General features: G+C 65.8%; 13 protein-coding genes. 6 read left to right on the top strand and 7 right to left on the bottom strand.

Going from position 1 to position 13,159, the window contains the following annotated elements; translation table 11 throughout:
* Window positions 1-26 precede the first annotated feature (26 nt).
* On the bottom strand, window positions 27-1,010 hold the full coding sequence (locus VEC57_08035; protein ID HYB99073.1) for a hypothetical protein: 984 nt from the start codon (window positions 1,008-1,010) through the stop codon (window positions 27-29).
* 320 nt (window positions 1,011-1,330) lie between these two features.
* Between VEC57_08035 and VEC57_08030 the strand changes: the two genes are divergently transcribed.
* Together VEC57_08030 and VEC57_08025 are read left to right on the top strand one after the other, a co-directional pair.
* Window positions 1,331-1,621, top strand: coding sequence for a hypothetical protein (locus VEC57_08030; protein ID HYB99072.1), 291 nt, complete (start codon window positions 1,331-1,333; stop codon window positions 1,619-1,621).
* 27 nt (window positions 1,622-1,648) lie between these two features.
* Window positions 1,649-3,826, top strand: a complete 2,178-nt coding sequence (locus VEC57_08025) for an Ig-like domain-containing protein (GenBank protein ID HYB99071.1) — start codon at window positions 1,649-1,651, stop codon at window positions 3,824-3,826.
* A 148-nt stretch (window positions 3,827-3,974) separates the two neighbouring features.
* Here VEC57_08025 and VEC57_08020 read toward each other — a convergent pair whose 3' ends face one another.
* Complete coding sequence (locus tag VEC57_08020; protein HYB99070.1) at window positions 3,975-5,009, bottom strand: DUF1566 domain-containing protein; 1,035 nt, start codon at window positions 5,007-5,009, stop codon at window positions 3,975-3,977.
* A 2-nt stretch (window positions 5,010-5,011) separates the two neighbouring features.
* The gene (locus tag VEC57_08015; protein ID HYB99069.1) at window positions 5,012-5,974 is read right to left on the bottom strand and encodes a DUF1566 domain-containing protein; all 963 of its coding nucleotides are present in this window, start codon (window positions 5,972-5,974) and stop codon (window positions 5,012-5,014) included.
* A gap of 708 nt (window positions 5,975-6,682) precedes the next feature.
* On the opposite strand from VEC57_08015, the gene VEC57_08010 reads away from it, so the two are divergent.
* Window positions 6,683-8,578, top strand: coding sequence for a hypothetical protein (locus VEC57_08010; GenBank protein HYB99068.1), 1,896 nt, complete (start codon window positions 6,683-6,685; stop codon window positions 8,576-8,578).
* A gap of 178 nt (window positions 8,579-8,756) precedes the next feature.
* On the opposite strand, the gene VEC57_08005 is transcribed toward VEC57_08010, so the two are convergent.
* The 4 genes from VEC57_08005 to VEC57_07990 all read right to left on the bottom strand — a co-directional run bounded on the left by VEC57_08005 (window position 8,757) and on the right by VEC57_07990 (window position 11,735).
* A complete protein-coding gene (locus tag VEC57_08005) occupies window positions 8,757-9,383 on the bottom strand; it encodes a hypothetical protein (GenBank protein ID HYB99067.1) in 627 nt (208 codons plus the stop codon).
* A 144-nt stretch (window positions 9,384-9,527) separates the two neighbouring features.
* A complete protein-coding gene (locus tag VEC57_08000; protein ID HYB99066.1) occupies window positions 9,528-10,319 on the bottom strand; it encodes a DUF1566 domain-containing protein in 792 nt (263 codons plus the stop codon).
* Window positions 10,320-10,530: 211 nt separating this feature from the next.
* Entirely contained in the window at window positions 10,531-11,178 is a 648-nt protein-coding gene (locus VEC57_07995; GenBank protein HYB99065.1) for a polysaccharide deacetylase family protein, read from the bottom strand.
* On the bottom strand, window positions 11,175-11,735 hold the full coding sequence (locus VEC57_07990; protein HYB99064.1) for a TetR/AcrR family transcriptional regulator: 561 nt from the start codon (window positions 11,733-11,735) through the stop codon (window positions 11,175-11,177). The genes VEC57_07995 and VEC57_07990 overlap by 4 nt, the downstream gene beginning before the upstream one ends.
* Window positions 11,736-11,753: 18 nt before the next feature.
* On the opposite strand from VEC57_07990, the gene VEC57_07985 reads away from it, so the two are divergent.
* From VEC57_07985 to VEC57_07975, 3 genes are all read left to right on the top strand, one after another.
* Window positions 11,754-12,059 (top strand): hypothetical protein, encoded by a 306-nt coding sequence (locus VEC57_07985; GenBank protein HYB99063.1) that lies wholly within the window; start codon window positions 11,754-11,756, stop codon window positions 12,057-12,059.
* The gene (locus VEC57_07980) at window positions 12,008-12,733 is read left to right on the top strand and encodes a VOC family protein (GenBank protein HYB99062.1); all 726 of its coding nucleotides are present in this window, start codon (window positions 12,008-12,010) and stop codon (window positions 12,731-12,733) included. Before VEC57_07985 ends, VEC57_07980 begins: the two co-directional genes overlap by 52 nt.
* A 112-nt stretch (window positions 12,734-12,845) precedes the next feature.
* Window positions 12,846-13,148 (top strand): Smr/MutS family protein, encoded by a 303-nt coding sequence (locus VEC57_07975; GenBank protein HYB99061.1) that lies wholly within the window; start codon window positions 12,846-12,848, stop codon window positions 13,146-13,148.
* Window positions 13,149-13,159 lie beyond the last annotated feature (11 nt).

The following is a 13,159-nucleotide window of genomic DNA, read 5'->3' as shown; positions in this document are numbered from 1 at the left end:
GCGCGACCGCCCTGCGCATGGTCGCCTCAGCGCGTGATGAGAGTCATCTTCGTGTCGCTGGAGCTCAGTGCGTCGACGATGTTCATCCTTACCACCCGCACTTCTCCCGTCGCGGAGTCGGCGCGGAGAATATCGACATCGGGGCCCGCCGCGCCATCCTTCATGATGTAGGCGTCGCTGCTCGTAGCTTCGCCGACGACGGCGGTCTGAACGAAGATCACCCAGGCCGTGGCCGAGGCGAGATCTTGCGCATCGGCCTTGACGACGCCGCCGTCGTCGCGCAGGTAGGCGTCTGCGGCAAGGGCGCGGATGTAGGTGCGGCCGTCGATGTTCTGGATGTCGAAGCGCTGGTCCAGCAGCGCGTCACTCGGGCTCGTCGCGAGCTCCTCGGTGTCCGCGTCGACCGTCAGGTATTCGTCGAGAGCGGCGGCGCGGATGGCTATGCCGATATCGCAGGCCGGCGCATCGCCCGAGCCGATCACGAGGTCGCCGCTGGTGTCGGCGGCATCGATGCAGGACGTGAAGCCGCTGCACGTTGCGGCGGCGATGGTGCCTTTCTCGCGGCACTTTTCCAGCGCCGTCGTGCCATCGCGCTTGGTGGTGGGCACGATCGTGCATCCACGGACACCTTCGGCATCCATCGACACACACGGTTGAAAATTGAAGCGCGCGTCACGCCCGCAGGTCGTGCGCTTGTACATCTTCTCGACCGTCAGACGGCACTTGCGCCGCAGCGCGGAGGGAACCTGCGAAGCGATGACGCCCTCCACGCAGTCCTTGTAGTCGCTGCGCTGCTTGTCTTCGCTTCCGTCGAAGCTGGAGCAGACGCAGGTCGACTCGACGAGCTCGCGCACGGCCGCGATCTGGGCCGCATCGGCGGCGACGACGGGGTCGGTGCCGGTAAGGCAGGTCGAGCTGGCGGACGACGAGCCGGCCTGCAGCAGCAGGCCGACAAGAGCGAGAACGGACAGACCGGTGGCGCGAGCAATGGCTGGAGTGACGAATGACATGGATTTCCCCCAAGACCGGCTCGGCCGGCTAGTGTGGCGAGCCTTCGTATGCGCCGGCCGAGCTCGTGTCAACGCAGGCGTCCCGGCGCGCGCATCCACGGCGACTGCGCGTGAGCCGCGTCGCCAGCAGCGCCGTCGCCGCCGATCCGGTGGCGCGGCGTTTCCGGATCTGCGGGCCGGCCGAGAGCGGTCCGCCGGCCACTTCTTTCCAAGTTAATTCCAGGTTCTTTCGATACTCGGCGCCCCGAGCTGTGTCAGTTTCCCGTCCGCCTGCCGGTGCTCGACCGCGAGAACCGGCGGAGTCCGAGGCGGAGAGACCAATGAAGCCGACGCAGAAGCGGCCGGAGGGAAATTCGGCCACACCCGAGACCCTGGCCGCCGACACTCCGGCCGGCTCCGCAAGCTCGCTTGCAACGGGCCGGGGCGCGCTGCGGCGTGCGTTCGTCGTCGAGGTCGCCGACGACTGCGACGCAGCTGGCGGCCAGCTGAGCGGCCGCGTTCAACACCTGGCCACGAGTGACGGGGGCAATTTCGCTTCGATCGAAGCGCTGCTCGCGATCGTCCACCGAATCCTCGCCGAAGACGGCGCGGGCAGCGATCGCCAAGACTGATCCAGCCACGAATACAGGGAGGGAATCATGACGAGACGACATCGTGCGCGCCGAACGGCCGCGGCGCTGCTGACGCTGCAGATGATGCTGCTGGGCTCCGCACCGGTGGCCACTGCCAGATACGACCCGGATCCGGGAGACGAAGGCTCGCCGGGCAGCACGCCGATCCATCCGCCGCCGTACGTCTTTCCGACCAACGGCTTCTCGTGGTCCGCGCCGGACCGGTACAGCCAGTGGGACGATGCCTGGCACGAGTTCGGTGGCATTCCCAAGCCCTGGCAGCGGGAGACGTACGACCCGGAATACGTCAATCCGACCACCTGGTACCTGAACTTCATGGGCTGCCAGAGCGAGCAGGACTACGGCTACGAGAATTATCCGGACGCCAAGGACGAGGACGGAAAACCGATCTTTGCGAAACCGACGAGAAGGTACACGTGGCGCTGGAACGGCAAGACGCGTGGCCCTTCGACGGATTGCTACACGTACCTCGACTTTCCGGCGCAGGGCAACTACTGGGTCGAGCTGACAGTCAAGGAAGCGGACGGCAGCATCGAGACGTACACGCAACCGGTTCGGGTCAAGGATTATCTGATCGTCGTGCTCGGTGATTCGTCCGCGTCGGGCGAGGGCGCTGTCGACAGGCCGGTGTATCCGGAACTGGCGACGCCCTATGAGCAGAACGCGGATTGGGTGGACGATCGCTGCCATCGCTCGGCCAATGCCGGCGGCGCTCAGGCAGCCCGGCTCCTCGAGGATGCGGACCCGACGAGCAGCGTCACGTTCTTGTCGTTCGCATGCTCGGGAGCCACCCTGGACACGACGCGATACAACACCGGGACCTTCGACGTTCTCGATCCGTACAACGCCAACCCAGGGCTCGTGCGCGGAACCGGTATCACCGGGCCCTACGCGGGCATGGAGCCGCCGCCCAACGGGGAGGGGCCTTATCAGGTGGGCCCCCAGACCCTGCAGTTGCACTACGCGCTGACCGGTCAAAACGCCCACGCGCCGCGTAAGGTCGACTCGCTGCTGGTCGCCGGCGGCATCAACGACGTGCGCTTCGCGGACCTGGTCGGCGTGTGCATCCTCGAGACCCTCTGTCATCAGCAGCCTGTCGGACAGAACGGCCTGACGTTGAGCGAGCAGTTCGACGAGGATCTGGAGCGAGTCGTGCCCGGCTGGCAAAAGCTTGGCGCGCAGCTGGACGGGTACGGCATCCAGGTCGAAGACGGGATGAAGCTGGCGCTCGAATATCCGGGCTTCTTCGAGAACGACAACGGGCTGCGATGCCCCGAGCTGTTCGAAGACATCACCGTCCTCGGGTCGTGGGACTTCGACGAGATCGGCGTGGCCGAGGCTGTGTGGGCGGTCAAGCTCAACGAAGCGGTCGAGGTCGGCGCCGACCTTGCCGGCTTCACGTACGTCAGCGGGATTTACGAGGCGTTCGAGAAGCACGGGATGTGCGCGAATGATCGCTACATCAACACGGCAACGGACTCCATGATCACGCAGGGTGACGCGTACGGCACCATCTACGGCTCGCAGAGCGAAACGACCGGGACGGCTCATCCCAATACGAAAGGCTACGGCGCCTACGCCAAGATCATCATCGAACAGCACTGGCAGTCCTTTCTGGCCAACGAGCCGCCGGTCGCCAATGAGGACGAAGTGAACGCCGCCTTCCACTTCGGCAGCAAGTTCAACGTGCTGGCCAACGACAGCGACCCTGACGGTGATCCGCTCTCGGTGCGTGTGACGAGCCCCGTCGCGCACGGCTTCCTCGAGCTGTTGCCGAATGGAGAAGCCTCGTATCGGCCCAACTGGAATTACCTGGGCGCCGACAGCTTCACCTACGAGGTGACCGACGGCGAGTTCACGTCGGAGGCGGTCGTCGACATAACGGTCGCGCCACTGGAGGTCCTGAGCACGGAGGTGCAGTACGGCACCACGACGCCGATAGGAGGAATGCTCGGCGGCTTCCACATGGACCCTCCGTATGTCGTCGTGTTCGACAAGCCGCTGCGTCCGAAGCGAGGCTTGATCGCTCAGATTCCGGGCGAGGACGCCGTTCTCTACACTGCACCCGAGCGGAGGAGAAGGGTAAAGCTGCCGTACACCGTCTATTCGGAGGCACCGCCGCCGAGCACGGATGCGGGCAAGAGCGTGCGAGGCATGCTGCTGATCAACGTGCGAAGGCCGTAGCGCCGCAGGCGGCGAGTACGTGCGACGGCCGCGCGCACGACCGGGCCGGGCGCGAATCGTGGGTTCGCGCCCGGCTCGTCGCTCGCGCCGGCTGCAATGAGGCTGCGCTGCAGAAGCCAGCCGGCGATGGAGCTGCCGGCGGCGCTCGTCAGTACCCGCCGCGGACGGCGCGCACACTCTCGCCGGTGGTCTTGTTCGCCAACTCGACATGGCCGCGCGCGGTGTCCACGGCCCATGCGTGCAAGGGGTAGCTGCCGCCGGTGGAGGAGCTCCAATGGATAGTGTTGCTGTCGCAGCTGCAGTCGGTGCTGCGCACGTCGCTGCAGTGGGCCGCGCAGCCTGCGTTGTGAAAGAGCGGATCCAGTGCCGGAATCGAGCGGCCGTAGTCGACGATGCCGGCAAGCTCGTTGACGTTGGGCAGGCGCCAGTCCCGGTAGCCGGCAAAGCCGCAGGCGCCGCCGCTCGCGTTGCAGTCGGCATTGCTGGCGCATGCGACCGACACATCCCGGTCGCAGCGGTTGTTCAGCTGCTCGAGGAAAAGCGTGACCACGGGGCCGTCATAGGAGCTGGCACGTCCGGGATATCCTGCAGCCCACGCATAGACGGTGTTGACGTTGTGAGGATCGGCGCAGTAAGGGTCGGTGACCGAGTTGCACGTCGCAGGATACCAAGCCTGGTTCACCCACTTCTTCTTCTCCCACATCAGGCCGGTGACCTGGTCGGTGATGGTTCCATCCCCGTTGTCGGTGAACTGAAGCGTCGCGCCCAGATGCGAGCTCCCGTCGTCGCCGCGGCCGTAGGTAACCCTCTGGCCGCTCGCCGGCGCCTGCAGCGCTGCGCATGGGGACATCGCCTCGACGTCTTTCAGCGTGGCTGCAAGATGGGCCGTACTGGCGCGCACGAAATCCAGGACGCTCTCGCCGTCCCCGCTCGTCGGGCATACCGATGCGCGCTCGTCGGACTCGAGCCGCAGGGAAGACGCGAGGAACTTCTGGTCGCAGCTGTCGAACGCCGGCGCCGACATCGTCTTGGCAGCCTTGGCCTCGGTGACGAGGCGGCAGTTCACTGCCTTCGCGGCAAGACCCACTTTTCTGGCGGCGCACGAGGACGCCGTCCAATCGGCTGCGATGGCGGGCGCGGCGATGGGAAGGCAGAGCAGGAGGCCCGTCAAGTTCGTTCGCATGCTCATCGTCCACCCCGTACCGCACGCGCAGCGAAAAATGCGCTCTTGCCGATCGTATCGACCGCGCCGCCGGCCTGAGTATGCAGGAACCACGCTTGCTGCGGATCTTCCGCGTAGCTGGTGGACGTCCACGTCGATCCCCGATCGCACCCGTCGGTCAGCAGCGCCGGCGCCACCGAATACGGCGACTGGCTCAGGTCGACGATGCTGCGGGCTTCCTTGACGTTGGGAAGGCGCCAGTCGCGATGTCCGGCAAAGCCGCAAGCACCGCCGGCCTGCGCGCAGTCAGCGTCGCTGGAGCATGCGATCGAGGAATCGTTGCTGCAGCGATGGTTGAGCTGCTCGAGGAGGACGGTTACCACGGTCCCGTCGTACGCTGTCGCGGTCGAAGACCAAGAGTAGAAGTTGTTTCCATCGTGCGGGTCGCCGCAGCTGCCCTCTTCGGAAGAGCATTCGCTGCCGCTGTAGACGCTGCAGCCGAACTTCTTCTCCCACTGCAGTCCGAGGCGGGTGTCGGTGACGGTGCCGTCGCCGTTGTCAACGAACGACTGCGCCCCGGCGACCTGCAGGTCGGCATCATCGCCGGCGCCGTAGGATACGGTTTGTCCCGTCGCCCGGAAGTCGCGCTCCTCGCAGAGGGCGCCGGCATCGCCCGACAGGTACGTGACGAGCATGGAGGTGGAGTCCGACACAAGGCCTTCGACCTGCGGTCCATCGAATCCTGCCGTGCAGCTCGAGCCCGCGTACGACGAGGAGCTCCATCTGGACCGGTATCTTTCGTCGCAGCGGCGGCCGTCGACGGCAGTACCTTCGACGAGCGACGCAACGTGCGACTTCAGGCGGCACGACTCGTAGCTGCCGGCGATGCGCAGGCGCCGGTACGCACATTCGCCCGCGACGTCGGCGTGAGCCGTCGCAGTGAGGAGGATCAGCGGAACCGCGAGGAATCGTAGTATCGGATCCATGGGCGACGTCTCTCCGGCGGGCAGGCTTCGCTCGCGATGGATCCCCGCGTATAGGGTCGGCGAACCTGCGGCAAGGCCGCCAGTCACGTGCATCCTTGGGCGGCCGCTGCGAGTGCTCACACCGTGGCCATGCCTGGAAAGCCGGCGTTTGGCGCGCTTGGAAGGTGTCGAGGCCGTGCGCAGGAGCTCCTGGCCATCGTTATTGAGGTGATCGTCGTCACGATGGATGCCCTCCTTTCGTTCAGGCGCGCCCAGATTCAGGTCCGGCCCCTCCGGCTGATCGGACGTGGACACGCCCCCGCAGCGCAAGGTCCCGTGCCACCCAGTTCTTCGTCGGGCGCCTGGAGGCGAACGAGGCAGGATGCAATTCGCACCGCGAGCGACTCCGGTGCAGGAGAAGATTTGCTCCTTCGCCTGGTCGCCCACGGTGTCGTCGCCACGATTCTGGCGGACGGCAAAAAGCGACCGACCCCAGACGTCGTCGTACCCGAAATACCCACTGCCGCTTGGATGACGCCCGCACCAGCGGCTGCACAGGCGCGCGATCAGGCGCGCTGCCGTGCTTTTCTCGTGATGTTTCGGTGAAGCCCATTGCAGCCGCCGAAGCTGCCTTCAGTGTTCTCCACACAATCGATCCGCCGTCGGTTCGAGGCTGCGCAAGGCGCGTCGGCCCGTGCCGGACTCTGTGCCACGTGTGAGGAGACACATATGAGCAGGAAATCAATTCTCGGGCTGCTGTCGATGGCAGCCCTGCGGCCACACCTTCTGTTCGCCCTTGCATTCGTTCTTGCATCCGCCGGAAATGCCACGGCTGGAATGTGCGTCGACGGAGCTTTTGGCGACGACGCCAAGTGCGACTCCAGAGACATTCGCATCGTGGATGTCGTCGGCGAGCAGGTCACGGACAATGGGTGTATCGGCCACGGTGACACCGTCACGCTCAGCGGGAAGCTCAAGGTCATCGTCGACCTCGAGGACGACGACGATCACGACGATGACGGCCACTCCGACGACAAGCTCTACGACATCGGTCTCTTCCTCGGTCAAGACGGCGAGCAGGCCCTGGAAGGCTCCTGCAAGGTCCTGACGCTGCCGACGGCGCCTTCGCCGTTCCTCGACGAGGACAACGACAATTGTGGCGACACGGCCGGCGATCGTACGCTGCTGGTGTCCTTCACGAATCTGACGGTCAAGTGCATCGACGAGGACGAGGACGGCCGCGCCGAGCTCGCCGCGTGCGCGACCTGGACCGAGAGCTCGAAGACATCGTGCTCGGGCCCGCACAACGTCAAGCCCGGAAACGAAAACAGCTGCAGCTGCACCAAGGAGCCCATCGACCTGGATGTGCCCATAACCGGTGGAAACCCCACGGGTAAGTGCGACGACGACAATCCGTGCTCCGATGATGGCATCGCATGCACGCAGGAAATCTGCGATCCCGACGACGCCCGCGCCAACGAGTTTGGCTGCTACAGCGTTGCCAGGAATTCGCGCTGCGATGACGGGAAATTCTGCAACGGCGCCGAAACTTGCGACGCCAACCTCGGCTGCAGAAGCGGCACTGCGCCGAACTGCAACGACAACGTCACGTGCACCGTGGACGCCTGCAATGAGGATCAGAATGAGTGCACGCATACGGCCAACAACAACGCCTGCAGCGACGGCAAGTTCTGCAACGGCACCGAAACCTGCACGTCGACCGGATGCAAGCCGGCGACACAGCGCGCGTGCAGCGCAAACGACGACGAGTGCACGACCAGTACGTGTAATGAGACCACCGACACGTGCAATATCGTTCCTCATCACGACGAATGCGACGACGACAATCCATGCACCACGGACACATGCGACATCCACGACGGCTGCCGCCATGTCGACACTTGCAACGCGACGACGGACGCGGTCTGTCGCAGCGCAGGATTCTGGGGCACGCATGGCGGCTTCGAACGTGGCGCTGACAACCTGATCCAGGACATCATCGATACCGTGGGTGACATCGAAGTCTGCGGCATCACGATCAGCGCAACGGTCAATGATGAAGCACTTTGGGTCGAGGATCTGGGTCTGAGCTCGGCCCTGGAAGGCTTGTGCGTCAAGGCCGAGGGCGAGAAGGTGCGCCAGCTCTATCGCCAGCTGATCGCCACGGCGCTCAACTGCGCCCTTAGCGGCGCCGGCGATTCCTGCGACGACGTTCTCGCCTCGGCCATCGACGTCAGCTTCGACGACTGCAGCGACCTGTGCACCACGTTGCACGAGTCCTTCGTCAACGGAGTCGCGGGACACGACGACGATGACGATGAACTGACCACCGGCCAGTGCATTCAGCAACTCGACTGCTTCAACAAAGGGGGCAGGATGATCGACGGCAAATGTGCCCGCGGTACCTGTTCCGAGCAGGAGGAGCTGTTCTGCGGCTTCCAGTACCCGGCCTGCCCCGAGATTGACGGCGACGATCAGCGCTGCCGGCGGTTCGAGGACAGCTGCGCCAGCGAGGATCTGTGCCAAGAGGAACTCGGCATCTGCCCGGACAACGCCAAAGCGTCGAGCCCGGAGGCGTGCAGGGAAGCCCGCAACAACGACTGCACGATCGATTCGTGCGAGTAGAGCAGCCGGCCTAGGCGGCGCACGCGCCGTCGCTTTCGTTCGCGAGCGGCCCGGCCACGTGCCGGGCCGCTCGTGCGTCAGGGGCGCTACCGTTTTGTTCGACGCCCCGAAATCGGGTCCCGCCGGTCCGGCCGAATCGGAAGGTGTAGGCGCGCCGCTGCCGGCAAAACGGACGCAATCACTGCGTCGGAAGGTCCCGCATCCACGGCTTTTCCTCGTCAAGGAGCTCGTTGCTCGGCACGCCTGTCAGCTCGTTGATCTCGCGCAGGATCTCGGTGACCTCGGTGCGCACACGGATGAGGGTCTCGGCATTTTCGTTCGAAGGTGGCATCCCCGCGATCACTCGCTGGGTGGCGCGATAGCGCATCACCGCGTCGGTAAGACGCTCGTACTCCTCGGTAGAGAGCTTCCTGTCCGGCAACTGCTGCCGAAGCTGCTGCTGCAGCATGCTGCGGACGCTCGCCCGTGGAAGAGGCTCGTCCTCGACCAGCTCCTTCTCGACCGCCGCCGCGCGGTCCGGGTTGATGGCGGGAATGTCGCGCTGCATGCGTTTCGTCGGCCGCTCCGGTGTACCGCGCCGAGGCAGGCGGAGTCGGTCTCCACCGTTCGCGCGGATGGAAGACGGTTGGCGTTCTCGCTCGGGACGCTGCGATTGCGGCTTGGCCAGCCGACCTCGCTCTTCATCGCGTGCCGTGGCCGGCGCCGCGGGAGCCGCCGGAGGCGGCGGGCCGGGCCGTGGCATCAGAAGCAGAACGCCGCCGATGACGATGACGGCCACCAGCAAGACCCGGAGCGTGCGGGACATTCGCGAACACTAGCAGCCGCGGCGGCCGGACGCAGCCGCGAGCGGTGTCGTTCAGCGGAAGCGCCGTCGGCAGGGCCGTGCTTTGCGAATCCGAGCGATGAGCAGGTTTTAGCACGCACCTGCCGCGTCATCGCCGGCCGCGCCTCATAGCCCGCCGCGAACCGCCCTGACTCCGTCGTTCAGATTGCTGGCGGCGCCGGGATTGAGATCCGAATATTCGAAGCTGATCGCCCAGACCTGGTCCGACTCGTTCAGATTGCGGGTCGAGGTTTTGTAGTACACGCTCTTGGTCGGGCCGAATATCGAATCGATACATGGATCGGCGCAGTCGCAGCCCGGATCCCCGGTATCCGACGCCGACTTGGCACAGGCGAACTCGAGCACGATCGTCTGCAACTCGATGAGAGTCGGTACTCGCCAGCCAAGCGCCCCGGCGAACCCCGGAGACTCGTTGAGCGCGCTCAGAAAGTCTGAGTAGGCGGTTCCATCTTCGAGGTCGAGCTTGGACGTCGCGCTGATGCTGTACGCGTTGTCGGCATCGTGCGGGTTACCGAAATCCGCACTGTTGTCCAGGCTATCCTTCTTCTCCCATACGAGCAGGGTGAGATTGTCGGTGACCGTCTGGTCGCCGTTGTCGACAAAGCGCGCTCCGCCGGATGGCTGGCAGGTGGTGCCGGCGAGCCCGCCATCGCTCTGGAACTTTTCCCATACCGCGAAGTACTTCCGGCGGCATTTCAGGGTGGCGATCGTTCGCGGCATGTATCCGGTCCCCGGCTTGGCAAGCACCGCGTTCTGACACTTGACGAAGTCCGACCATGCCTTGAGCCGAGCCTGGTCGCACTTCTCCTGGGCCGTCCGTGCCCCCGCGACAGGCGGAACTGCCAGTAAAGCCAGCGAAATCGTGATCGCGACGGGCACCACGGGACTGATCCTCATCGAAACCCTCCATGGACCGCGCCGATGGCACGAGCACTACGCCCGAAACGCGGTAGTCTGTGCACCGTGCTCTTTCGCCGCAGTTGATTCAACGTCTGCGCGTCGAGGCGTCGGTCGGCATCCAGCGGCGTCCAGGTGCGGGTGCTCTCACGCTGCCGGCCGATCCGGTCATCCCGACGCCCGGTCCTTGGCGGATGCCGGTCCGGCCTCCTCAATGCGAGCGCACGAGATGGTCGATGGTTGCGCGCATCGCTCCACGATGCATCGGCATGGAGTGGTCCGGAATCTCCTGCCGTACCTCGAAGCCTTCGGCGGCGAGCCGGTCCAGAAGCTCGGGCAGCCGTTCGGGCGCGCAGCCGGGAAGGTCGTGCAGCACCACGAGCGGCCAGGCCTGTGTGCGCGCATGCGAAAGGCATGACTCGACCCAGTCCACCGACGGATCCCAGTCGCGCGGCACGATCGACCAAAGGACCAGGCTGTAGCTGCCTCCCTGCAGATACTCGACCGCGCCGGGGCTGAGGAGCTCGTTGGTAAGCACGCCGCCGGCGCCGTAGGGCCGGAAGAAGCGGTCGCCATGAGAGAGCGAGCCGATGATCTCCTGCGCCGCGCCGATCTCGCGCTCGTGCACCGAATCGTCGGCGGCAGCGCCGAGCTGCACGCTGTGCGTCATCGTATGATTGCCGACCCAGTGCCCTTCGGCGACGGCACGCTCGGCAAGCCGGCGTGCCGTGGGATCCCGCAGCCGATCGCCCACCACGAAGAACGTCGTGCGAACGGCCCGCTCCGCCAACGTGTCGAGCACGCGCTCGGTGATGCCGGGGCTGGGCCCATTGTCGAACGAGAGCGTGATCGGCTTCATGCGCGCCGCCTCCGTGTCGCCGCGTCCGGATCGAGCATGATGCCGCGCAGCAGGATGTCGACGACGTCGCGAGCCTGCTTGTCGATGAACGCCGGGTCCAGAGGCGGCGGGCCGCCCATGCGCTCGGCGAGCGGCACCAGCGTGAACATCGCAGCGCCGCCATGCGTGAGCAGGAAGAACAGGGTGCGCGGATCATACCGGCGGATCTTCCTTTCCGCCACGGCGCGCTCGACCAGCGCCGCCCATCCGCGCTGCGCCGGCTCCATCAGCTGCGTGTAGAGGTAATCGAGGCGCGCGCTCTCGGAGGCACCCACGTGCGAGACGATGAAGAGATTGGCGGGGAAGCGGGCCGCCAGGTGAATGAACCGCTCACTGACCGCCCGCAGCACCTCGAGCACGTCGGCCTTCTCCTGGAGCCGCGCCGCCATCTCCACGAGCTCGCGGTTGATGGTGCCGATCGAGTAGTCGACGCAGGCCCGCCACAGCTCGTCCTTGGACGAGTAGTAGTGCGAGATGAGGTTGTGGCTGACGCCGAGCTCGTTAGCGAGCTTGCGCACCGACATCTCTTCGAACCCGTGCTCGCCGAACGCCCGAAGCGCGGCATCGAGGATCTCCTGCTTCGATTCGAGCGCCGGGCGGGATGCCGGCGGCCTGCCGGCCCGGCGGCGGACGGGCCGTTTCTTGCGGGTCGGCGCGGCTGCCGGGCCGGAGCGTTTATTGGCCATATGCCCAATTTCCTCTCGAAACAATTTGACACCTGGCCAATTGCCGTTGCAAACTCCGACCTGCGCGGCGACGACGCCGACCCGCAGCAAGGAGAAAGAAGAACATGGGCGTTCCCAACGGAGTTCATCATCTGGCGATTGCAACGGCGGATCTGAAGTCGCAGCTCGAGTTCTTCACCGAGGCGGTGGGTGCGGAGCTGGTCGGGCTGTACTGGATGCACGGGGTCAAGGACACGGCGCACGCCTTCCTGCGCCTCTCGGACGAATCGATGATCGCCCTCGTGTATGGTCCGGAAATCAAGGCGGTGCAGCCGTCCATCGGCGTGTCGCACGCGGGCTTCACGGCGGGCGCGGTGGCGCCCGGCGCGGTGCAGCACATCGCGCTCAACGTCCCGACGCACGAGGATCTGCTGGCGATGCGCGACCGCCTGCGCTCGCACGGCTACTGGGTGCTCGGTCCGATCGACCACGGCATGTGCAGGTCGATCTATCTGACGGGCCCCGAGGGCATGCAGCTCGAGTTTGCCAGCTCGGCCGGCCTGGCCGTGCGCGCGGATGAATGGATCGATGCGGAGGTGGCGGCCGCATGCGGCATCGACGCCGATGCGCTCGAACGCTACCGCCGGCCGTCTGCTTTCGTCTCGCAGGGCGGCGCCGTCGCGCAGCCGAGCCCGGATCTGCGCCCCGGCTTCGTCTTCCCCGAGGAGATGCGCGAGCTCGGCGAGGCGATGCTGCGCATGAGCGACGAAGAGATCGCTGCGGTTCTCGATCACCCCACCACGCCGGCGCAGGACCGTGCGGCGATGCAGCAGATGGCGATGGCGGTGTAGGCTACGGCACTTCGTGCTACGGTTTCGGTGCGGGCTCGCCTTCGCGGCACCCGCAGCGACCGTGCGGCCCGGATGCGGCTGCAGCATCCTTGCCGCCGCCACTGGCATTGCCATGCAGGACGACGACGAGCCCTTCGATGAAAATGAGCCCTTCGTCGTTCCGATCGAAGACGCGCTCGACCTGCATCCGTTCGCGCCTCGCGACATTCCTGCCGCCGTCGAAGGCTATCTGGAGGCGGCGGTCGAAGCGGGCTTTCGGGAGGTGCGGCTGATCCATGGCCGCGGGACGGGGTTCCAGCGCAGCCGCGTTCAGCAGCTTCTGTCGGCACACCCGGCGGTCGAATCGTTTCGCGATGCGCCGCCGGAACGAGGAGGGTGGGGCGCGACGCTGGTGCTACTGAAGAGGCGCTCGTAGCCCGCGCACCT

It is taken from the genome of Candidatus Limnocylindrales bacterium (assembly GCA_035626395.1).
Lineage (GTDB): Bacteria > Desulfobacterota > Binatia > UBA1149 > CAITLU01 > DASPNH01.
The sequence above is the reverse complement of the archived record's forward strand: the minus strand, read 5'-3'. Positions and strand labels throughout refer to the sequence as shown.